At 46.0% G+C, this 21,662-nt stretch carries 23 protein-coding genes and 1 other RNA gene; 10 read left to right on the plus strand and 14 right to left on the minus strand.

Translation table 11 applies throughout. From position 1 onward, the window contains the following. Positions 1–135: 135 nt before the first annotated feature. Entirely contained in the window at positions 136–675 is a 540-nt protein-coding gene (locus ACMVP2_RS17585) for a hypothetical protein (protein ID WP_416864422.1), read from the minus strand. 62 nt (positions 676–737) lie between these two features. Next, the gene (locus ACMVP2_RS17590) at positions 738–1,490 is read right to left on the minus strand and encodes an SH3 domain-containing protein (RefSeq protein ID WP_416864423.1); all 753 of its coding nucleotides are present in this window, start codon (positions 1,488–1,490) and stop codon (positions 738–740) included. A gap of 464 nt (positions 1,491–1,954) precedes the next feature. Here ACMVP2_RS17590 and ACMVP2_RS17595 point away from each other — a divergent pair, with 464 nt between their 5' ends. Beyond that, on the plus strand, positions 1,955–3,307 hold the full coding sequence (locus ACMVP2_RS17595) for an SPFH domain-containing protein (RefSeq protein ID WP_416864424.1): 1,353 nt from the start codon (positions 1,955–1,957) through the stop codon (positions 3,305–3,307). Positions 3,308–3,355: 48 nt separating this feature from the next. Here the strand turns inward: ACMVP2_RS17595 and ACMVP2_RS17600 are convergent, their stop codons facing one another. Continuing rightward, positions 3,356–5,551, minus strand: a complete 2,196-nt coding sequence (locus ACMVP2_RS17600) for a DUF5916 domain-containing protein (protein ID WP_416864425.1) — start codon at positions 5,549–5,551, stop codon at positions 3,356–3,358. 661 nt (positions 5,552–6,212) lie between these two features. On the opposite strand from ACMVP2_RS17600, the gene ACMVP2_RS17605 reads away from it, so the two are divergent. From ACMVP2_RS17605 to ACMVP2_RS17615, 3 genes are read left to right on the plus strand one after another with little or no spacing between them, the layout of a single operon-like run. Next, complete coding sequence (locus ACMVP2_RS17605; protein WP_416864426.1) at positions 6,213–7,847, plus strand: CHASE3 domain-containing protein; 1,635 nt, start codon at positions 6,213–6,215, stop codon at positions 7,845–7,847. Beyond that, positions 7,837–8,289, plus strand: a complete 453-nt coding sequence (locus tag ACMVP2_RS17610; RefSeq protein ID WP_416864427.1) for a response regulator — start codon at positions 7,837–7,839, stop codon at positions 8,287–8,289. Before ACMVP2_RS17605 ends, ACMVP2_RS17610 begins: the two co-directional genes overlap by 11 nt. Continuing rightward, positions 8,286–9,404 (plus strand): sensor histidine kinase, encoded by a 1,119-nt coding sequence (locus tag ACMVP2_RS17615; protein WP_416864428.1) that lies wholly within the window; start codon positions 8,286–8,288, stop codon positions 9,402–9,404. The genes ACMVP2_RS17610 and ACMVP2_RS17615 overlap by 4 nt, the downstream gene beginning before the upstream one ends. On the opposite strand, the gene ACMVP2_RS17620 is transcribed toward ACMVP2_RS17615, so the two are convergent. From ACMVP2_RS17620 to ACMVP2_RS17650, 7 genes are all read right to left on the minus strand, one after another. Beyond that, positions 9,392–10,291 carry a radical SAM protein gene (locus ACMVP2_RS17620; protein WP_416864429.1) on the minus strand — a complete coding sequence of 300 codons (900 nt, stop codon included), beginning with the start codon at positions 10,289–10,291 and terminating at the stop codon, positions 9,392–9,394. The two genes, ACMVP2_RS17615 and ACMVP2_RS17620, sit on opposite strands and share 13 nt — an antisense overlap. 87 nt (positions 10,292–10,378) lie before the next feature. Further along, entirely contained in the window at positions 10,379–11,092 is a 714-nt protein-coding gene (locus tag ACMVP2_RS17625) for a cell division ATP-binding protein FtsE (protein WP_317490196.1), read from the minus strand. A 2-nt stretch (positions 11,093–11,094) separates the two neighbouring features. Continuing rightward, complete coding sequence (locus ACMVP2_RS17630; RefSeq protein WP_152000535.1) at positions 11,095–11,298, minus strand: fructose-6-phosphate aldolase; 204 nt, start codon at positions 11,296–11,298, stop codon at positions 11,095–11,097. 45 nt (positions 11,299–11,343) lie between these two features. Next, the gene (gene fsa / locus ACMVP2_RS17635) at positions 11,344–12,000 is read right to left on the minus strand and encodes a fructose-6-phosphate aldolase (protein WP_152000509.1); all 657 of its coding nucleotides are present in this window, start codon (positions 11,998–12,000) and stop codon (positions 11,344–11,346) included. 68 nt (positions 12,001–12,068) lie between these two features. Continuing rightward, positions 12,069–12,166: signal recognition particle sRNA small type (ffs, locus tag ACMVP2_RS17640), an RNA gene on the minus strand. Positions 12,167–12,228: 62 nt separating this feature from the next. Beyond that, on the minus strand, positions 12,229–12,462 hold the full coding sequence (locus tag ACMVP2_RS17645; RefSeq protein WP_416864430.1) for a hypothetical protein: 234 nt from the start codon (positions 12,460–12,462) through the stop codon (positions 12,229–12,231). 27 nt (positions 12,463–12,489) lie between these two features. Then, positions 12,490–12,657, minus strand: coding sequence for a hypothetical protein (locus ACMVP2_RS17650; RefSeq protein WP_193217949.1), 168 nt, complete (start codon positions 12,655–12,657; stop codon positions 12,490–12,492). Between the two features lie 84 nt (positions 12,658–12,741). Here ACMVP2_RS17650 and ACMVP2_RS17655 point away from each other — a divergent pair, with 84 nt between their 5' ends. Beyond that, positions 12,742–13,293 (plus strand): GNAT family N-acetyltransferase, encoded by a 552-nt coding sequence (locus ACMVP2_RS17655; RefSeq protein WP_339810528.1) that lies wholly within the window; start codon positions 12,742–12,744, stop codon positions 13,291–13,293. On the opposite strand, the gene ACMVP2_RS17660 is transcribed toward ACMVP2_RS17655, so the two are convergent. Both ACMVP2_RS17660 and ACMVP2_RS17665 read right to left on the minus strand, forming a co-directional pair. Then, positions 13,279–13,755: a hypothetical protein gene (locus tag ACMVP2_RS17660; protein WP_416864431.1), complete on the minus strand. Its 477-nt coding sequence runs from the start codon at positions 13,753–13,755 to the stop codon at positions 13,279–13,281. The genes ACMVP2_RS17655 and ACMVP2_RS17660 overlap by 15 nt on opposite strands. Positions 13,756–13,805: 50 nt before the next feature. Then, the gene (locus ACMVP2_RS17665) at positions 13,806–14,399 is read right to left on the minus strand and encodes a PepSY domain-containing protein (RefSeq protein WP_416864432.1); all 594 of its coding nucleotides are present in this window, start codon (positions 14,397–14,399) and stop codon (positions 13,806–13,808) included. Positions 14,400–14,589: 190 nt separating this feature from the next. On the opposite strand from ACMVP2_RS17665, the gene ACMVP2_RS17670 reads away from it, so the two are divergent. The 5 genes from ACMVP2_RS17670 to ACMVP2_RS17690 all read left to right on the plus strand — a co-directional run bounded on the left by ACMVP2_RS17670 (position 14,590) and on the right by ACMVP2_RS17690 (position 19,310). Further along, on the plus strand, positions 14,590–14,709 hold the full coding sequence (locus ACMVP2_RS17670) for a 30S ribosomal protein THX (RefSeq protein WP_152000514.1): 120 nt from the start codon (positions 14,590–14,592) through the stop codon (positions 14,707–14,709). An 89-nt stretch (positions 14,710–14,798) separates the two neighbouring features. Then, positions 14,799–15,527, plus strand: coding sequence for a porin family protein (locus tag ACMVP2_RS17675; RefSeq protein WP_416864433.1), 729 nt, complete (start codon positions 14,799–14,801; stop codon positions 15,525–15,527). Between the two features lie 266 nt (positions 15,528–15,793). Next, entirely contained in the window at positions 15,794–16,054 is a 261-nt protein-coding gene (locus tag ACMVP2_RS17680) for a hypothetical protein (protein ID WP_339793155.1), read from the plus strand. Between the two features lie 241 nt (positions 16,055–16,295). Continuing rightward, the gene (locus tag ACMVP2_RS17685; RefSeq protein WP_416864434.1) at positions 16,296–18,218 is read left to right on the plus strand and encodes a tetratricopeptide repeat protein; all 1,923 of its coding nucleotides are present in this window, start codon (positions 16,296–16,298) and stop codon (positions 18,216–18,218) included. 6 nt (positions 18,219–18,224) lie between these two features. Further along, positions 18,225–19,310: an alkaline phosphatase gene (locus ACMVP2_RS17690; RefSeq protein WP_416864435.1), complete on the plus strand. Its 1,086-nt coding sequence runs from the start codon at positions 18,225–18,227 to the stop codon at positions 19,308–19,310. 56 nt (positions 19,311–19,366) lie between these two features. On the opposite strand, the gene ACMVP2_RS17695 is transcribed toward ACMVP2_RS17690, so the two are convergent. Together ACMVP2_RS17695 and ACMVP2_RS17700 are read right to left on the minus strand one after the other, a co-directional pair. Beyond that, positions 19,367–20,209 (minus strand): gliding motility-associated C-terminal domain-containing protein, encoded by an 843-nt coding sequence (locus ACMVP2_RS17695; RefSeq protein ID WP_416864436.1) that lies wholly within the window; start codon positions 20,207–20,209, stop codon positions 19,367–19,369. Between the two features lie 84 nt (positions 20,210–20,293). After that, positions 20,294–21,574, minus strand: coding sequence for an aminotransferase class V-fold PLP-dependent enzyme (locus ACMVP2_RS17700; protein ID WP_416864437.1), 1,281 nt, complete (start codon positions 21,572–21,574; stop codon positions 20,294–20,296). Positions 21,575–21,662: the final 88 nt, after the last annotated feature.

Here is a 21,662-nt window from a genome sequence, read left to right on the forward strand (position 1 = left end):
ACTTCTACTTATTCCTTTCAGGTTAGCACTTAACTGGAATGAGGAATTTTCCCCCATCGTCGGATCGACCATGCCTATTTTTCATTTCAGCAGGCAAGAATGACGTTGGGCGGGAGGCTTTTCGGCTTCCCGTTGTCATTCAATCGCTATCCTAAAACATTTCCCCTCCCTTGTAAATAGTCCATTATCGCTCGGGGAGGTGTAGCTGGCTATTTCCTCTCCAAACTTCTCATAGAAACCAAATGATTTTGGGTGGCTGGAGCTAAGGTAGATGTCAGTGTAACCCAGTGTTCCGTAGACGGGCATCACTACTTCTTTAAGCCACTGTTGCCCAATGCCCTGGCCCCGCTCCATGATGTGGAAGTATTTGAGAATAAGGGATTTTTCCGGCTCTTGTATCGGATACCTGGATTCAACGGACGGCAGGTCGCCATGTATTATGAAAAGAGCGCCCTTCAGTTCTTCTCCCTTCATTAGCAAGTGTGAATCTACCTCCAGGGGCGCTTTCTTTTGCGCCTCATCAAAAAAACGGGTAGCATGGGTCAGCTCATTGTAGTCGTCCCACTCGTTGGCGAGTTTCCATTGCACGTAGTGTCCGGTGGGAGCCAGAAACCTGGGGTGGAATACTTCACTGAGGAAGAACGACCAATCGCCTGAGGTATATAGCTTTTGCATCACTCCACAAAAGAAGCAAATATGTGGCCCGCCCGGTAGAGCGAGCCATATAAAAGTGGGAATTACTGCTGTGTGCTAGCACTGTCTGCTGGCTCAGCCAGTGGGTCAATATCCATTCCTTCCAACTCGCCCTCCAGCCTGGGAATAAACGTGGAGCCAGAGAAATCAGGGTTGTTTATAATGTCGGAAATGGCCTGCTTTCTTTTTTCCATGTCTTTTTCGTTGAGTGCGATCCTGCCAAATTTGGCGGCAGCAATATCAACAGGCTTTGGCGACAAATTCTCTTTTTTCACCCAGCCTGTTTCTATCCAGGTGCCTTCGTTGCGTTTGCCAACAACTTCCGCCCAGTCGTCCTGTAGGCTTTTGATGGCTACGATGTCCATTTGGCTGAAGCTTTTGTCGGACTTGGTGAGTAGATCGGGTCTTTTGTATATAGAAACATCATCTGTAAATACAGCCGCAGTACCTCCTTCAATCACCAACAGGCTCTGTGCCCAGCCCTCCTTGCCATCGGCAAGGCTTACCTTGGCATATGCCCGGTTGTTGTCGGCAGAGTCAACGGCGGATTCTCCCAGCAGGGTCAGTGTTTCCCCTATGCTGATCGAGGTGATGTACTTGCTTTTCGAGTTAGGCTCAGCTCTTACGGAAAGATTGTCCCATACGCAAACTGCGGCGAGTGGCTGTGCGCCTGCTTCGCTTTCGTCGGAGCTGGCCACGCCTTCCACTGTAGCCTCATCGCTGGCGGAAGTTTTTTCTGTTTGTGAGCATGCTCCCAGGAGAAAGGTTGACAGAAAAAAGAATGCTATCTTTTTCATAGTTAGGTTGGTTTGGTTGTAATAGTTAGATAATTATTCCTTCAAAATAGAAATAATTAAGATGTAATGAATCATCTATTCTAAAAAATCCGTACAAAAACTACGGCCAGATCAATTGGATTGAAATACTAGTATGCCCATGACGCTATGCAAAGGCAGCGAAAATAGGCTACACCAGGAAAGTACTGCGCTCCAAATCAGGCGTTCTGCCGATGATGAACGCCAAGGCCTGCCCCGGTTTTGTCAAAAGAAGAAATATTCCTTTACAAGGGGTTACCTTCGAAAAGTCATATTGTAATATGCTTATATTCAGTGTAATATGTCTGTGAGATAAAATTCTATTATATTTTAAATATTCAGAATAATCGTTTAAAAATATCAGTTCGTCGAAATTATAGTAACATTTATATTCAATATTCAGTATAATATATTGAAATGAATGTTAAACTTAAAACCATAAAACTATGACAATATTGGGAATTTTGGCAATTATCTTCGGGCTTTTGATGCTCTTCTTTAAATCTGCGCTGTCGGGGCGAATGTCGTCATTTAGCGATCCAAATTCAGACAGCCGGTTACCGGCTTTTTTTATGCTCTTTTCACGGGGAACAGCATTGGCCACCGTTCTGGCAGGCGCTCTTTTGGTCGCCATCCCCTACATGTTTTTCTGGGCAGAGCCGGGTTATCAGTACTTCCTGGTCTACCCCACAGGCAACACCGGGGTGGAAATGGATCAGGGTATAAAATGGAGAGGTTTTGCGAAAATCACTCCCTGGCAAAAGTTCATTGACGTGAAGGTGTTAGCTGAAGGCGCCGACAGCAAGGAGATAGAGGGTGTAATGCGTCCGATACCTATCCGCTTTATCGATCAGGTAACAGCCACTGTAATGATCTCAGGCCGGTTTCAGTTGCCTTCTAACGAGGAGGACTTCATCAACATCGCTATCAAATACCGAAGCATGGAGAACCTGGTGCAGAACACACTGATACCGACCATCAGGGAGCAGACCAACAACACTGGCTATATGTTCGCTGCGCAGGACTACATCTCGGGTGAGGCACAAAGCTTCAGGCAGACGCTGGACGAGCAACTAAAAGATGGAGCGTATGCGGTGATCAAGATAGAATCGAAGGATACTGTTTTCAACGAAATACAGATGGACAGAGAAGACCGGACGATCAAGGAAATACGTGCCAGGTACACAGTGGAGAAAGTGTTGGAAAATGGGGTGCCAAAGCGAATTCCACATGAGCTGACAGAAAACAACATCATCGTTTCTCAGGTGATTGTGGATGACGTGGAGCTGGAGCCCACCTTTAAGCAGCGGTTGGAGGCCCAGCGTGACGAATCGGCCAAGCGGCAGATTGAGCAGCAAAAGGTAGAAACTGCCAAAGCCGCACAGTCGAGGATCATTGCCGAGGGTGAAAGAGACAAGTCAGCCGAGCGGGTTACGCAGGAAAAGGAGCAGGTGAAGCAGCTGATTTCGATAGAAACCAAGCTGAAGCAGGAGCGCACCAATAAAGAGCTGGCGGCCATTGCTCTCGAGACTGAAAGGCTGAAATCCGAGCAGCGAAGAGTGGCAGCCGATGCACAGGCCTACGAAAACGCCAAACTGGTAACGGCTGGTCTTACGCCACAGGAAAGGGCCGAATGGGAATACAAGACTGCCATTGGTGTGGCAGGTGAAATAGCCAAGCTAAACTTCCCTCAAACAATGATTATGGGGAACGACGGTAAAGGCGGCACACCTCTGGAAGCACTCATTGGGGCGGCCATGTCGAAGCAGCTAACGCAGCCGAATAGTTTTAAAAACTAGGGTTAAGGCAAAACAAAAGCCGGTGTAACAGCCGGCTTTTTTGTTGGGTTAAATATTCCACCAGTAAGTAAACTTCAGTACGATGGCCCTGTTTTTTACATTGAACAGCCCCGGCTCATAAGGCGTGGGCAGGTAATTGTCGGTATACACAATGAACAAATCTGACGCCGGAGCATAGCGCCACTGAATCCGTGCATTCAGGTTCACATTGTCCTGCTGGTCGTTGTACTGCAAAAAGCCTGTGAGATAAAGCTTGTTGGTCATGGTCACGTCAAGGCGTGGGCCAATCAGCCAGAATTTGGTGGTGTTCCATGGTTCTGACATCACAATCTTGTTGTAGCTCGAGCTGAGGGCAATGCTTACGTATGGCTGGAACCGGTAGCCAATATCGGTGGTGAAGTTAAACCGGATGCCGTCGTTATAGTAACCACCGTAGCGGGTGCTGAACCCGTAGGTAAAAACACTTTGTGGCCGACTGCTAAACTCGGTGCCCCACGAGGCCCAATTGTGCTTGCTGCCTGTTTGCAGGCTGTCCTTGCCTGAGTTGGTGGGGTCAAATGGAAATAACAGCTCCACATAATCGTAGCCCCGCCACACGGTAAATCTCTCCTGCTTTCTGAAAACGAAATTGTAGCTACCGAAGGTGGTGTTGTCGGTCAGGTAGAAGTCCGGTTTGAACACGGTGTAGGTGCCCAATGTAGGCCCGTGGCTGAGCAGTAGCTTGCCTTTCGGGAAAAAGTTGTAGCTCACCTGTGGCGACAGTCTAACGAAGTTTTTGCGGGGCACGTAGCCTGCCTCGGCAGTAAAGTTTTTGCCCACATATTCGTGCTGCCAGGCAACGGTTAATTTCCTCCCGGAATACTGCAGGTTGGCCGCCTGGGTGAAGTCCTGCCCTTTCACGTCGGGGCTAAACGACTTGAGGAAGAGTGCTTTGCCGGTCAGCTTGTTGTTTGACGTGGCCAGGTTATACTCCAGCCCCATGTTGCGGTTGTACTGCGAGTAAACCGGCTTATCCGAGCTGAGGTCAGGCGTGTAGTTGATCGACTCTTTGTTCACAAACAGGAAGCCTATATTAGAACGGGCAAACACCCGCCGTTGCAGCGCCATCACGGCAAAGTTTTGCGATGGAAGGGCGGTCTTTTCCACCTTTCCCGTTTGCATATCCATCAATCCTATCCGCCAGTTGCGGTTAATTCTTCCACTGAGCCTGGCACCAAACTGAATGGGCACTCCCAGCCCAACTCTCCGGGAAAAGAAGGGGCGAATGGAAGAATAGCCAAAATTGGCAAAGAGGTCACCGTTTTCCAGAAAAAACTGTCGGCGCTCAGGAAAGAACAATTCAAAGCGATCGAGGTTGGTTACCTGCCTGTCTACATCAACCTGCGAGAAGTCGGGATTGATAGTAAAGTCGAGGTTGAGGGATGAGGTGAGCGCTATTTTGGCATCGGCCCCCACATCGCCAGTCACGTCGGCGTCGGTGTCTTCTTCATAGTTCTTCGTCACACGACCGAGTGTATAGGGAATCACCGAGATGTTAGGGCCGGCAGCCGGTGGCGGCTGATCCCAAACGAGTATGCCGGTGTAAGCCAGCGAAGCACTGGGAAACTGTCGTGGCACAGGCGCCCAACTCGACTTCTCGGTTGTTTTCAGGTCGAGACGACTGAAATTGATGCCCCAGTTGGTAATGCCATTTTTGTATCGGATGCTTTTGAAAGGCACGGCCATTTCGAACACGTAGCGGTCGTCGTAGTTTTTTACTGCGGACGTCCATTTGTTGTCCCAGCTTAGATCTACCGAACCCCCATTGTACATAATGCCATCCCATTGTGCTCCGGCCGCATTGGCACCAAAACTGAAACCATTGGTCTGATCATCGAAAGGATCCATAAACAGCAGGAAGTTGTCGTTCTTCCCGAAGCTAAAATCCCGTCGCAGTGACTCCACGTAGTACGGGCCTTCTATTGGCCCATGAAAACAAGTGGCTATCAGATAAAGGGTGTGGTCGTTGTAGGTCATGCGCACATCGGTGCGCACCCTGGCAAAGCTGGTATCCATGGGCAGGATACTAAAGAAGTCGGTAGCGACGTCGGCGTCGAGCCAGGCCTGCTCATCCATGGCACCGTCGATAACTATTGGTGAAGATGCCTTTTGGATGTGGAGCTTATAGTCTTCATTTTTTTTCTGAGCAAAGGTGACATGCCGTGTTAAACTCAACAGCGTAACCAGGAGTAAAAAATACTTCACGTAGTAGGGGTATTGTTTAAGAGGTTCCGGCAAAAGTAAAACCTTATTTCAAGTTTTGAACGACGGATTTGACCAGCGGCCATAAGTCAGTTGATTACGGAACCTGAAAGCATTTTCGTTCGCATGAGAGATAACAAGTTCCATGTTTTTTTAAAGCCATTACCTCCATCGGCATTAGTCATATTTAGCTGCAATGAGGCTGCATTTTTTTCAAGGCAAATATTGAAGATTATTACTTTTTATATAAAAAAAAGTTATTCGTGTTAGTGGCTGGTATTCAATATTATGAAATGAAACGCATTGTCTTAATTGATGGGTGGTTGGAACTTGTTTCTGTAAATTCTATAGATTTATAACAGGTGTCAGAAGTAATTCGGTGTTTTTAGTCTGGTAATATTTATCTTATTTGTTGGTATTTTGCAATTTTTATTATAAATAATTACCCCATATCACTTCTAGCCGACTTTTTGTGGTGTGGATTGGCTTTTTGAAAGATTAATAATTATGACAAAATAACAGAAAAGTGGGCTGTGGCTTCTGATTCATTCCGCAGCCTTTATGAGAAGACAAAATGCTATCAGAAGTTGATAAACGTATTATTGGGGGATTTGCGACGGCTTTTTTGCTTCTGGTTGTCACCATGTTCTTTTCCTACCGGAATATGTCACAATTTCGTTCCATCACCTTTGAAGTGTCGCACACACACGAAGTGCTTTTTCAAATTGAAGAGATTTATTCAAATCTGCTTGAAATTGAGTCGAGCCGGCGAGGCTTTATCATCTATGGGGATAAATCCTTTGAGGATACCTACAAACAGAGAAGCAGGGATATTGCCGTACACCTGGATAGCCTGAAAAAGTTGGTCGCCGATAATGCCGGGCAGCTTGGAAGCTTGGATACTCTGGGGCAGTTGATAGCACAAAAGATTGCATTGGGAACCATAGAAAGTGCGGGTATTGACCAACTGCCAACTCCGCCGAATCGAAATTCGCTGACTGGCAAGCGGCTTACCGATGCCATCAGAAAAGTGTCGGAGGCAATGAAAAGCCGTGAAAGAGATTTGCTAAGCAGACGGGTAGGTCTTGCTAACGCTGCCAACCGCCAGTTCTACCAATTGTATGTCGCCTTTGGGTTGATTATTCTGGTGATCATTATGATTACATTGTATATTTTTCGGGGCCGGATGAAGGAGCGTCAGGTTGCTGAAAATGCACTACGGCAACGCTCCGAGGAAATAAGGGATTTGTACGACAATGCACCTTGCGGCTATCATTCTCTTAATGATAGGGGTAACTTTATTGAGATAAACAACACGCTGGTGCGCTGGCTGGGCTACAGCAAGGAGGAGGTATTACACAAGAAGAATTTCTCAGATTTATTGAAGGAGGAAGAGCGGGAGGTTTTCAGATCGAATTTCCAATTGTTCAAAGAAGGTGGGAGGGCGGATGCTGTTGAATTCGAGCTTGTTAGAAGTGACGGTACTTCTTTCCCGGCTATATTGAATGCAACGGCTGTAGTCGATGAAAATAAAAAATTTGTTAAAGACCGTGCTTCTATCTTCGATATCACTGCCAGAAAGCAGGCAGAAGATAAAGCCCATTTTTTGAATGAGGAATTGGAAGCGTTTAGTTACTCAGTTTCGCACGACTTACGGGCGCCTTTGCGGTCAATTGATAGTTATACGAAGATTATTGCGGAAGAGTACAACGACAAACTTGACGACGAGGGTAAAAGACTGATCAATATTGTGCTGCGAAACGCTGCCCGGATGTCACGGCTTATCGACGACCTGCTTGATTTTTCACGTCTGGGCCGGAAGGAGCTGATCAAGTCTACCTTTAACATGAAATTGCTGGTGCAAAGTGTGCTGGAAGAAATGGAGGTGCGGAACGATGATCCCAAGATTTTCTTGAAAAATGAAATAGCTCTTGATGCCTGGGGGGATAAAAAAACGATACGGCAGGTTTGGAACAACCTTATTTCAAATGCCATCAAATACTCCTCCAAACTTTACCGGGCTGAGCTAACATTTGGCTGTTATTCCGAATCACACCGGCAAGTGTACTTTATAAAGGACAACGGTGTAGGCTTTGATATGGCCTACTATGATAAACTATTCGCAGTTTTCCAGCGACTGCACAGCCCAAAGGAATATGAGGGCACTGGTGTTGGGTTGGCTTTGAGCCATCGGATTGTTACCAGGCATGGGGGGGAGATATGGGCAGAGTCTATGCCTGACAAAGGATCAACATTTTACTTCAGTTTACCGATAAAAAATATGAAAGATGATATCTGAAACAGAGGAAGAACGATATCTGGTGATTGTGGATGATAGCGAAGAAGACGCCGAGCTCACCACCAGGGTGCTCAAATCAGGAAAGTTGATCACGAGTGTTGTGCATTTCTCTGATGGAGCGGCGGCTCTTGATTATTTCTTTTCAGCTTCATTCAGAAGGCCTCCTATTCTCATGTTGCTGGATCTGGACATGCCAAAGGTGGGTGGGCTGGAAGTTTTACGAAAAATAAAACAAGACGAGCTGAAAAAACACATCCCTATCGTGATCATGTCATCTTGTGGCGACGATAACGTGGTTCGGGAGTCTTACTCCCTCGGGGTGAACGGTTTTGTGAGGAAACACGTGCAGTTTGAAAGATTCAAACAGGAGATGCTGTGCGTTGGCGATTTCTGGCTGAGAACCAACTACTATCCGGGCAATCACAACCTAACTGACCAATGAACAAGCCCAGTTCTTTGCGAATATTGATCCTGGAGGATTTTGAAGAGGACGCTGATCTCTTAAAGATAAATCTTAGGAAGCAAGGCGTTGTATTTGAAGACGTTGTGGTGGACAACAGGGATGATTATGTAACCCAACTGATTGACTTCAAACCGGACTTGGTGCTGTCCGATCACTTGCTTCCTCAGTTTGATTCTACTGAGGCGCTCAAAGTTTGCAGAGAAAAGCTGGGAGATATACCCTTCATACTTGTGACTGGTACGGTATCGGAAGAGTTTGCCGTGCTGTGCCTCAAGCAGGGCGCCGACGACTATATACTTAAGAATAACCTGGCACGCCTTTCTTCAGCTATTTACAATGCCATTAATCAAAAGGAAGGAGAAAGAAAACGCAAGGAAGCTGAGGATAACTTGAAAAAGCAGAACCGGCAACTGAAGAAAATCAATGGAGAGCTGGATAGTTTTGTTTATCGGGTGTCACACAATCTCAGGGCGCCGCTTACTTCGGTGCTAGGCCTTATTCAGTTATCAAAGCTAAATGGGGTGTCTCAAATTGAGGTAGAGAAATACCTGAGCTTGATGGAGCAAAGCATAGTCAAGCTTGATAATACTGTACGAGGCATACTTGATTATTCTCAAAACACCCGCAAAACCCTTGAGTATGTGGCGGTCGATCTCGATAAGGTTGTTACTGAAAGCATATTCAATTTCAGGTACCTGGAGAGGTTTGAGTCAATTGACATTCAGAAGGACATCAAACAAGATATTCCCTTTCATTCTGATGCGCTGAGGCTCACTTTTATCTTTGATAACCTCATATCCAATGCTATCAGGTTTTCGAAAAAGCTATCAGATGAGCCTCGCTTTATAAAAATATCGGCTGTAGTTGATGAAGAAAAGGCGATCTTTTCTGTGGAAGACAACGGAGTGGGTATTGACCCCGAATACCGGAATCAGATCTTCAATATGTTTTTCAAAACATCTGAGTCGGGTGCTGGTCTTGGATTGTACATTGTAAAGGAAACTGTAGATCGGCTGAAGGGCAGCATAATTTTGAGTTCAGAGCCTGATAAAGGCACTAAGCTGACCATACAAATCCCCAATCACGCAGGTTGAGGAATAATCCGATCAGGCAGGCCGTACATTGCTGCCAGTTCTTTCATTTTTTTATTAAGCGCTTCCGTGTAGTATTTCGGCATTTCATTTCGGTGCTCAAAGAAGCGCAAATACTTCTCAGTGAGATGTGGAAAGTGCTGTGCAATGGCTTTCATCACAAGTACCTTGCTATCAGCAGCATTATTGCCAAACAGCGTCAGGCTAGCTGGCATCACGTACCGGGCACCCACCTTTCGAAAGGCAGCCATCATTTCATGAAGGTGCTCGCCAGTATCGGACAGGTAGGGTAGTAGCGGCATGAGGCTCACACCCGCATGAAATTGCTGGCTCAGGCAGTCGCTGAGAGTGACGAGCCTTTTCGATGGTGGTGTTGCGCCAGGCTCAAAAATATGTGCGAGCTGGTCATTAACTGTCGAGAATGAAAAGGTAATCAGCAGGCCCGAGGGAGCTTTGTCTTTGAGGTCATCAGGCAAAATAGCCTTGCATTTTATTTCCTCCAGCAAATCAATATCTCTGGAGATAAGATCCGACTTGGTGATTATGTGCAGGGGGAACCTGTACTTTAAGATTACCTCAAGCAGGCTTCTGGTCAATTTAAAGGTCTTTTCTGCTTGTAAATAGGGGTCTGTTGCAGAAGAAAGTACTATGTAGCCGTATTGTCCTTTTCGGGCTCGCAGCGCCAGGGCCTTATCAAGCAGTGCCGCTGCATTTTCCTTTACAGCCAGCTTTTCCTCCATGTGCGTGCCGTATTTACTACCTCTGATATAGCAGTAGAGGCAGTTGAAAGAACAGCCGCTGTAGGGATTGACAGTGTAGTCGTCCAGAAACCAGGGGTCACGCCTTTTGGTTTTGTTGAGGATGGTTTTTGCCTGGATAAGCTGTGGCATGGGCCTTGGGATACATTGATTACTTCTTCTGTCCCCAACTATTTGGACGCAGAAACTAACTGCTAAAAGTAAGCAATTCAGGCTTGTCTAGAAGTCTTCTGTGGAGAGACTAAAGCTGTCTTTTTTGGAATCGAGCAGGCGCCCGGCCTCACATTTGAGTACCCGGCCGGGGTATTTTTTCAGAAAGGCGTGGTTGTGAGTCGCCATCAGAATGGCGGTACCGCTGTTGTTGATTTCCAGAAAAAGTTTGAAAATGCCATCAGAAACGTCTGGGTCAAGGTTACCTGTGGGCTCGTCGGCCAGCAGTATAGCAGGCTCGTTGATCAGCGCCCGGGCAATCACTACCCGCTGCTGTTCGCCACCCGAAAGCTGGTGAGGCATTTTGTTGCCAACTGACCCCAGGCCTACTTTCATCAGCACTTCCGACTCACGGGCCTTCATTTTCGATCGGTCAGTCCACCCGGTGGCCTTCATCACGAAGTTAAGGTTTTCCGACACCGTTCTGTCGCTGAAAAGCTGAAAGTCCTGAAACACGATGCCTATTTTCCTGCGAAGGTAAGGTACTTTTGAGCTTTTGATGTTTCGTATTGAGTGACTTGCCACTGTGGCGTCACCAAGTCTTAAAGCAAGGTCGGCGTAGAGGGTTTTTAGCAAAGATGACTTTCCGCTTCCTGTTCTTCCAATCAGGTAAACAAACTCGCCTTTTTCAATCTCAAACGTAATGTCATTTAGCACCGTGCTGTTTTCCTGAAACACAGTAGCATTACTTATCGCAACAACGGGTTCAGAACTAAATGACATTTTCAGAGGCTTAGCTTTTGGAGCTTGCCAAAAGGCAGCTCAGTGATCAATTTTTGAAGTGCTTCTTCCTTCCCCTCCAATCCGTACTTTTCAATGTTTTTCAAAGGCCTGTCAGCCCTGAAATAGGCAATAAGCACAAAATTATCATCCCTCAGCTGGATGTAGTCTGGAATTTTGGCCTTGCCTTTTACTTTGATAATATACATATCTTCAATGGTAGATGAAGATACAACTGCTGAGACACTCATTTGTTAGGAGTTGCCTTTTTTGTAGTCGGCCAGAAATTTCTCCAGACCGCTGTCAGTCAACGGGTGCTTCAGCAGCGCTGTTATAACATTCAGCGGGCAGGTAACCACGTCGGCGCCTATTTCTGCACATTTGATCAGGTGCATGGTGTGGCGAACCGATGCAGCCAGGATCTGCGTTTCAAAAGCATAGTTGGTGTAAATCTGCACCATTTGCTCAATCAGGTCAAGCCCGTCATGAGAGATGTCATCGAGTCTTCCGATGAAAGGAGACACATAGCTGGCGCCGGCTTTGGCTGCCAGAATAGCCTGGCCTGAGCTAAATACCAATGTGCAGTTGGTTCTTATGCCCTCAGCAGAGAAAGCTTTGATGGCTTTCACGCCGTCACGGATCATCGGCACTTTTACTACAATTTTATCATCGATTTTGGCAAGCTCTTTTCCCTCCTTCATCATGCCTTCGAAGTCGGTGGAGATAACTTCGGCGCTTACGTTGTCATCCACAATTTTGCAAATGGCCTTGTAGTGAGCCAGAATATTTTCTTTGCCTGTAATGCCTTCTTTGGCCATCAGGCTTGGGTTGGTGGTTACACCATCCAACACGCCCAGGTCGTTGGCTTCTTTAATCTCGCTAAGGTTCGCTGTATCGATGAAAAATTGCATAGTATGAGGGGGTTTAAGAATGCTTACAAAGCTAGTTAATCTCTGCTAAATTGTAAGGAGGGAAATAAAAAATGGCAAACCGAATATCGCACCGCTACAACCGCTTACCCTTGCTTCCTTCCGGACCTGGGGGATTCAGCAGGAGCTGGTCGTACCGATTTGCCGCTGCAAAGTTATGGAATTATTAATGGTAAAATCAAATAGAAAACAAACTTTGATGGGATTGCCTTATTCCACCAGGCCTTTGAGGTACAGATTAAATTCGAGAGGGCTGCCTTCTTTGAATTCATCCGCCGCCAGGTCTTCGAAAATATCTTTGTCGAATACCCTTTTGGTTTTTTCTATTTGCCCATTGGTATGGACAATGAGTTCCGTGCCTCTAAAGCTCTCCGGGTTGACCTGAACCAGTATTTTGAAGCCCTCAAGCTCCTTTTTATAATATTGATGAATGATGTCTTTCATACCTGGGGTAAAGGTATGAAATGGAAACTACAGATCGTCTATTCTTCTGTAACTGCTCTCTCGGCTAACCGACACATCGTAAAATGTGTCGTCGTCTTCATCGTCCGTGTCTTCGCTGGTTACAACCACCGTCTTTTCGTATGTGTTGTCCCACAGGTCAAAGTATAAATCGTCGAGTTCTCTTTCTGCTTCCATGTGCTATTGTTTGGAAGCAAGGTATGGTTGGTGGTTTACAACTATCGAAATTATTTTTTAATCTTAAGTGAAATATTGGTAACAATGACCACACCTCAAGTGAAGGAACAGTTTGAGACAGAAAGACTGAAAATAAGAAAGATTGTGCCCACTGACACGCCCCATGTGTTCAATACTTATGCGTCCGTTAAAAAATCCACAAGGTACATATCGTGGCCTACTCACAAGTCCGTAGAAAAAGATACGCTGCCTTTTGTAGACTATGCGCTGCAAGCATGGAATGCAGGCACTGACTTCACTTACCTGATTTTTGACCTGAGTGGCACCCCTGTTGGCTCAATTGGCTTTATCAATGAAAAGGGCAGAGTGTCTTTTGGCTATATTCTTGGGCCGGCTTTTTGGGGTAAGGGCTTTATTGTGGAGGTGCTGAACGAAATGCTGCCCTGGTTTGCCGCCCAGGTTTGGGTGTATCGCCTGTGGGCCTGCTGCGATGTGGACAACACCGCCTCGAAGCGGGTGCTGGAAAAGGCTGGACTTCAATTTGAAGGGCGAATTGCCGACTGGGCCATATTTCCCAATCAAAAATTCAAGAGCAAAGACTGTTTCTTTTTTTACTATCCGTTAAAGAAGAGATAGCTTTTGCAGCGAGGGCTGAGTAGCATCGGAAATATTCACTTTGTCGAGTAGTTCATCCTCCAAAGCGGATGCCCAGGTCATCAGGTACTTCACCACATCGTCTCTGTGGTTGTGGCGAAGGTTCCGTTCCGTCAGGGGAAGCATGCCAAGCACTTCCTGGTCAGAAAGCCTTTCGAGGTGAACAAGGTCTTCTCTGTCAAGCCCTGCGCTCAGCATTTCGCTAATAAGCAAGTCCATTGGCATGCCGCTGGTGGGGCAGAAGTCGTTGATTTGATCCGACCAGTCGCCGTGGCCTCTCATCGCATAGGCATGGATATCGGCCCTGGTTAGCTGAGTGATTTCCTGAGCCAGATTGCCGCAGTTGCAGCTTCCCATATGGCCCCACATATAGTCGTTGCCCTTTTTTAGTTTTTCGGCCGTCCGACGAATCGCCTGAATCAGGGCCGCATTTGCTTTAGCCATTCTTCTCTTTTTTGATGGAAAATTTAATCATCTCCCCGAGATTTTGCTAACTAAGCGTGCGCCTTATTTGTTTGCTTTCTCATGGCTTTCGGCCCATACCAAAGCCAAAAACCGGTGATTGTGAACACGAGGAGAGCCAGGCCGATAACTGTAGTGTATGTGAGCTTAAAAAGGCCTTTTTGCCAGCCAAAAGCATCGTCGACAATAGAACCGTCGTGGATGTGCTCGATCAAATCTGATAATCTGGTTTCGGTGTGCAGTACCTCCCCCGTGGTGCAGTCGATCTGAAGGCTTTTATAATGATCAGTAAACAAGATTTTCACTATCCCCTTGTCGGGCCGGATGTCAAGTCTGTCAATAGCAGGGGAAAGCGAGGCATCTATGGAGTCGTGAAGGTAGGTTTGGGCAATTGCCATTATTTCACTCATTGGTTTCCATTTCTGCTGGTTGGCTGACTGCCCGGTTCGGGTTTTGGCCAGGATCAAATCGCCCGAATGTTTTTTCCACCCGAGCACCAGGCCTGATATGGAAACAAAGAAGAAGAATACGAAGAGGAATGCGCCAGTTAGGCGATGCACCTTTCGGAAAACTCTCAACACTTTTGCTTGCGCCTTGCGGGATGCGTTGGCTTCGGAGTTGCTCATTTTAATTTCCTTTCTGTTTCTGCGAAACTATCGGATACGAGAATTTATTCCCTTCCGGCTATGGAAATTGTGAAAGGATGTTGCGAGTTCATGGCTGGAAACCGGCAATGGTACATTCGTCGTGAAGGAACCACTAAAATTTGCTAATATTGCACTTCAACTTAAATTTGCACCGCAAAACATAATTACAATGGGAAGAGGAGATAAAAAGACGAGAAAAGGAAAAATTACAATTGCTTCTCACGGCAATTCCAGGCCAGCTAAAGAGAAGAATGAGAAAACCAAAATCCAAAGTCCTAAGGAGTCGTAAGGTCTTTACAGGTTTTGGTACGTATGAATGTCTCATGGGAAAGACAATAAATCTTGCCTTTGAGACATTTTAATTTAAAAGGAATCCAAATGAGGTTTTTTCGGATTTTGATCTTCATTGCGGCTTGTCTGTCCGGGGTTTCTGTATCGGGCCAGGAAATTGATGAAACGGCTACAGCGCCCACTGGCAGCAGTAAAGGAGGCGCATGGGGCTATTTTGGCTTGCGTGGAGGTGCGCATTTCAGTGAAGTGCTTTTCAGCGACACGTTCAGGCCTGTGATTATGCAAACTAGTTTTGTTTACGGTAAGCAATATGGCGCTGTAGGAAAACTCTTTCTGGCGGAACATGCGGGCATTCAAATGGAAGTGAACTACATCGAGAAGGGTTACAAACAGCTCCTCGACTCAGGTTTTTACACCACCAAAATGAATTATTTGGAGATTCCCTTGCTGATGAATGCCTACCTTGGAAAGCAAAAGACTCAATTTTTTGTGAACATGGGTCCCTATCTGGAGATATTCCTTAATCAGAAGGACGAACTGCAGGGAGTGGTAAAAGATGGTGAAGAGTTTTATCGGTTTGACCCGAATGTTGATCGCACCATTGGCTATGGGCTGAGAGCATCGGGAGGGCTCAATAGACTTTTCAGCTTCGGGCTGCTACAACTGGAGGGCGGCCTAGAGGTCACCATCAGCGATATGATTTTTTCAAACAGGCTCATTTCTACTATCCCCGACAGCTCCAAGCACCTGGTAGGCTTTGTGTCTTTGGCCTACATGATTCCCATAGGCAAAAAGCCTGACACTGCCGGACAGTAATCCTAGGTTTTCAATCTAAAGCGCAAGCATCAAGAACAGAGCATCCCGGCAGGCTGTCGGGACTTGCGGCTGGTTCGTTACAATCTCCTTTTTTTACCCTGCTGAAAATTTCTAAAGCAAAAGTGAGCCTGTAAATGGCTACGAAATCGTTTGCTGAATTAAATTTGTGTTAACATTATTTATTATTTTTTGTATATTATCTAATGAAATGATTAATTTTGTGCGTAATTAATAAAAATATCATCACTCTATTAAGCATTACTATTATGGCTACTTCAGCTAATGAGAAAATTGAGATGGCTTGCGTTGAGGCACGTGAGAAACTCGCACAACTTGGGATTGAAGAGAAAATTCAAGCAGAGCTGGACTGGGTACTTGGAAGTTTCAGGAATGACCAAAACTCGTCCGGATTGTATGAGATAGGAGCAAAGGCCCTAAAGGCTCTTGTGAAATATAAAAAAGACAAACCCAAAGCCATTACCAAGAAAATGATTGATGAGCTTGAAAAGGCATTGAAAACGAAATAAACTTTTTTGCTACTTACAGAGCTGTTTCAATAGGCGGTTGCGAGTTTGGCGTAAACCAAATGTCAAATTTTAAGAGCGAGCCTACCTTTCAGTCAGGTTGGTCAGGCAACTACCTTTGAAACAGCTTTTTCTTTACTTCCCATCCCAGGAATTCACAAACCTTTAATCACAGTTCTGTTACGTACTGTATCATAATTGCTATTTTTGTTCTGTTAGTGATTTTAGGCGCACCCATGCTTCAATGAAAGGAAGGAAGATACTTTTTATACTACTGTTCTTAATGAGCGGGTCGGTGCCCCCCTTGTTCGGAAGACACTTTTATCAGGAACCGGCGAAACCATCTCACAATCACGTCTCGCTTGTCGACAGCATTAACCATCTTGCCAGTGTTTTTCTTAGAACGGAACCTGATTCCGCCCAGGCATTAATCACCGAATCACTGGAAGTTTCCCGACAGTACGACTACACCGCAGGCGTTGCGAGGGCTTTATTTCTACAGGGTAACTACTATCAAAACAGAGGTCAGCTTGAGTTAGCCTACAGGACTTTTTACGAATCGCTTCAACTTCATGATGCTCAGAAAGACAAAAAAAGTGTTGCTGAGTGTTATAATAGCATTGGTGACGTTTTCAGGAGGCAAAAGAACTACAAGGAGGCGAGCAGAAACTACGATTTGTCCTTTGCGTTAGCCACCGAAATAGGGGACTCGGCACTCGTTTCGGAGAATATCAACAATTTTGGAGACGTTTTCAGGGATCAAAAAGACTACGATGCGGCAATTCTTCGGTATAACGAAGCACTCGAAATTGATCTGAAAATAAACAATGGATATGGCGTAACCGATGGTTATAATAACCTGGGCGATGTGTATCTCTATCTGGCGGACTATGACCAGGCCATATCGTATTATAATCGTGCACTGAGGCTGGCTGAGTCAATGAATAACCAGCTGGAGGTAGCAGACAACCTCAATAAACTGGGCCGGGCTTATGCTGCAAAAAACGATCTGGAAACTGCTTTGTTTTACTCCAAGCTGGCAGCCACGGTAAGCGGCAGAATCAGGCTTACTGAGGAGCTTATGGAAGCCTACTACAGCCTTGCGGAGGTGTACCAACGGGTGGGCAGGTATGACAAGGCGCTTGAAAGTCATATGTTGTATTCCAAGTTTCAGGACTCACTGCTCGACGTCAGGTCTGTTCGCAAAATATCGGAACTGCAGTTTTTGTTTGAATCGGAGAAGAAAGACAGTGAAATACTATTGAAAGAAGCAGAACTTGAAACACAGTCTGTTCAGCTCAAATGGCTGATTACAGCGGTTATACTGCTGATCATTTTGGCACTGGTGTTTTATAGAAACTACATTTCAAAGCAAAGGGTAAACAACAAGTTGATTGCTCAGCAGGAGGAAATCAAACACCAGACCGAAAGCCTGGAAGAAAAGAACCGACAGCTGAAAATTATCAATGAAGAAAAAAATGAGATCATTGGCATGGTAGCGCACGACCTCAGAGCCCCGATCAACCAGGTCATGTCGGTGGTTAACCTTATGCACTATGAAAAGGAAGCCTTTTCCGACGATATGGTTTCCTATCTGAGTATTATGGAACGGGCTACGACGAGAATGAAATTCATGGTGAGCGAGATTCTTGATGCGGAAGCAATAGAAAACTCGACTTTCAATATGGATATTGAAAATGTCGACCTGTGCGAAATTATTGAAGAGGAGAAGAAGAATTACCGGTTATATGCCGATAAGAAGAAATTAATACTGACTACTGAACTGGTGGGTAACCCAGCTTGCGCCAGGGTTGATAAAAATATCTACCGGAATATAATAGAGAACCTGCTTTCCAATGCGCTGAAGTACTCTCCCGAAGGAAAAGAGATCAAGTTGATCCTTCGGTTTGAAGCTGACAAAGTGGTCACTTCGGTGAAAGACGAAGGGCCTGGGCTAAGTGAAGAAGATATGACAAGAGTTTTCGGAAAATACCAGAGACTAAGTGCTCAGCCAACAGGTGGGGAGGAAAGCATCGGACTTGGGTTGTCGCTGGTGAAAAAATTCACTGAAGCCATGAACGGAGAGGTGTGGTGTGAAAGCACAAAAGGAAATGGTGCCGAATTTTTCGTGTCATTTGAAAAAGTAACTTCCAATTCAAACAAATAAACATCAATGTATCTAGCTAAAAGAATTCTTGTGCTGCTGTTGGTAATAGTGGCATCCTGCAATCCTCCAAAGGAGGTTTCCACTCAACCTGAGAAAAAGGCGGTGAAGAATATAATCTTCATGGTGGGTGACGGTATGGGATTAACCCAGGTGACCGCTGGTCTTGTCGCCAACAACTTTAAGCTCAACCTTGAGCGGGTGCAGTATGTGGGATTAAGCAAAACGTTTTCGAGCGATGCTTTGGTTACTGATTCAGCTTCCGGAGCCACTGCTTTTTCTATTGGTGAGAAAACCTATAACGGAGCCATCGGTGTGATGCCCGACTCAACTTCCAGAGAAACAATTTTGGAAACTGCCGGAGCCAGGGGGCTTGCCACTGGTCTTGCTGTGGTATGTACCATCACCCATGCCACTCCGGGTTCCTTTTATGCCCACCAGCCGTCAAGAAGCATGCATGAAGAAATCGCTTCCGACATGATCGATTCACCTCTCAACTATTTTGTTGGTGGCGGAAGAAAGTACTTCGCCGCTCGCAAAGACAGCAGCAGTATATTACCTGCTTTGGAGGAAAAAGGCTTCAGTTTTGTCGAAAGCCTTGAAGCGTTCAAGAGCAGTGCATCGGAGAAAATTGGCTATTTCATAGCTGACGGGGAGCCTGCTCCCGTGGCTGAAGGCAGAGGGCCGATCTTGAGCGATGCGGTAGAGGCGATGCTTCCAAAATTAGCCAGCGACCCAGAGGGCTTCTTTTTGGTCGTAGAAGGTTCTCAGATTGACTGGGGTGGCCACTCCAACGACTCCGACTATATCACCTCCGAGATGATTGACTTTGACAACGCCATAGGCAAAGTGCTCGACTTCGCAGCAAAAGATGGTAATACGCTTGTGGTGATTACTGCTGACCATGAAACGGGCGGTTATTCGCTCACCGAGTCAGAAGATCCATGGAAGTTTGAGCCCAAGTTCACTACCGGGCATCACACAGCTACTATGGTTCCTGTGTATGCTTTCGGAGCCGGTTCGGAAGATTTTGCTGGCATCTACCAAAACACGGAGATTTACCACAAGATGATGAAGGCCTACGGCTGGCAATAACTTGCAAAATGTTTTGAGCTTCTGGCACATCTTCACCGGAAGCTCAAAACATTTTCTTACCTGATAATACTCACTTCGCCTTTCCACGTTTTACCCTTTATCGAATTGGTAAGCGTATAAAAGTAGACACCTGACGGCCAGTCTCCGCCAGCCCAGTCATTTTGATAGTCGTCAGTTTCAAAGGCCATGTCGCCATCTCTGCTCACTACCTTAAGAGAAGACGAAGGCTTGATTCCTTTGATAAAAAACTGATCATTGAACCCGTCGCCGTTAGGCGTAAAAGCTGAGGGAATAATCAGTGGTTCCTCAATCAAGTCAAAATTATCTATAAGGATATTGCCATTGGTTGCACGATTGCCGCCAGGGGTTGCCACAAACACCAGGTACCTCAAGTTGTCCATTTCAGGCCGGATTACTTCCTCAAAATGAATCCAATCTGTGTTATCCACCAAGGGGGATTGCCATAAAAGCTCCTCTGTAAGGCAGCTTTCCGTTCCTCCGTAAACTGTCAACTTAATTGGCCGGTTCACCCATATGAAAGTGTTGTTATCATCGTATCCCATGTCATCGGCATGAGCCAGGCTTACGCTGATCAAGTAAGGAAAACCTGCAATCATCGGAAGGTTGAGTCTGGTTTCCATGTCCTCCCGTACTTCGAACGGTTCGACAGGAAGGCTCCGGGTAACGATGCCCATATAGGTTTTGCCATCATCGGCTGGTAAAGTCACTCCATACGAGAATGGTTGCGTATCTGGTGTGCTTTCGGATGAACACGGGTACCAAAACGCAGGTGGTCTGTTGGGGCGATTGGCTCCTTCAAATGATTTGTTGTTGACCAGCTGAGCCCAGCCGGACTGTTGAAACATGCAAACAAATAATAACAATACCAGGTTTTTCATTCAGTTAAATATGGCCCGTGGCTTTTTAATTCAATGACAATTTCTGGCTCTACACAATTACCTAAAGGTAAACAGAAATTAAGCTTAATTTGAAACTATATTGGTCAAAGCGTCTACCAGTTTGTCGAGCTCTTTAATGGTGGTATACAAATGCGGAGCAATTCTGGCACCATGTATGTCATCGTTGTCGATAGCCACAGTTAATATCTTGTATTCGGAATAAAGAGTATCTACTAATTCAGTCGGAGACATGCCTTCAACGCCCAGATTGCAAATGGCATAAGACTGACCTTCTCCCAATGGTGTGTTAATTTTTATTTTGGGTAAGCTTTTTACCTTGCTCACCCAGTAGTGTTTGAGGTAGTTCAGTCGTGACGCCTTCAGGCCGCTGCCTATACTCTCGTGGAACCTGATGGCAGCAGCTATCGATAGTTGATTGGCGCATGGTTGCGTACCGAAGTGCTCCAACTTCTTGATGTCGTCTTCGGCAAAATCGGTGTCGCCAAAAAGTGGCCAAACATTGCTCGCCTTCCCTTTTTTTACATAGAGTAGGCCGTTACCCAAAGGTGCGCATAGCCACTTGTGCAAACTGCAGGCAAAGTAATCGCAGTCCAAATCGGTAATTTTGAACGGCACATGGGCAAATGCATGCGCTCCGTCTACGATCACTTCAATGCCCTTTTTGTGTGCCATGGTACAAATTTCCTTGATTGGCAGCACCTGGCCTGTCAGGTAGGTCATGAACGATACCAGAATCACTTTCGTCTTGCTGGTAACAGCTTTCTCTATAAGCTGCACGATTTGCTCCTGCGAATCGGGAACCAATGGAAGTGAGACCACCCTTACCGACGTGCCAAATCTCTTTTGCCGTTGATCCAGCGCCTGAATCATGCTCGGGTACTCTCTGTTGGTGCGGAGAATCTCCTCGCCCTCTTTCAACTTTAGCCCCTGAATGATGATGTTAAGAGATTCAGTGGTGTTTCTGGTCATGATGAGCTCATCGGCGCCACAGCCTGCAAAGCCCGCCAGCTGTTTCCTTAGGTCGTCTCTTTCTTCAAACTGCCTGCGCCTCATATAAAAACTGGGCGACTCATTGATCATCCGGACATTGTTAATTTGATCTTCCAGGGTCACATTGGCAGCGGGGCTAAAATAGCCAGCCTCCAGGTTGATAAAATGAGGGTTCTGAACGTAGCATTGCTGCACCTGATACCAAAACGATTCGTCTGCCACCAGATCGGCATCAGACTTATTTATTGGCTTTTTCAGCGTGGCGCAGGTCTTTTGTGAACTTGCCAGTGGAAGGAAAGTGGCGACGAAAGCCGCCTCACCCGTCTTTGTTAAGAACGATCGCCTGTCAATCATGAATGTTTTTTATTCAATAAAGCAAATTCTGCTGAGGTAAGCACAGTCGTTTAGGGGTATGTCGCAGAAAGTTTGTCTTATAGTTACT

The organism is Imperialibacter sp. (assembly GCF_048007035.1).
Lineage (GTDB): Bacteria > Bacteroidota > Bacteroidia > Cytophagales > Cyclobacteriaceae > Imperialibacter.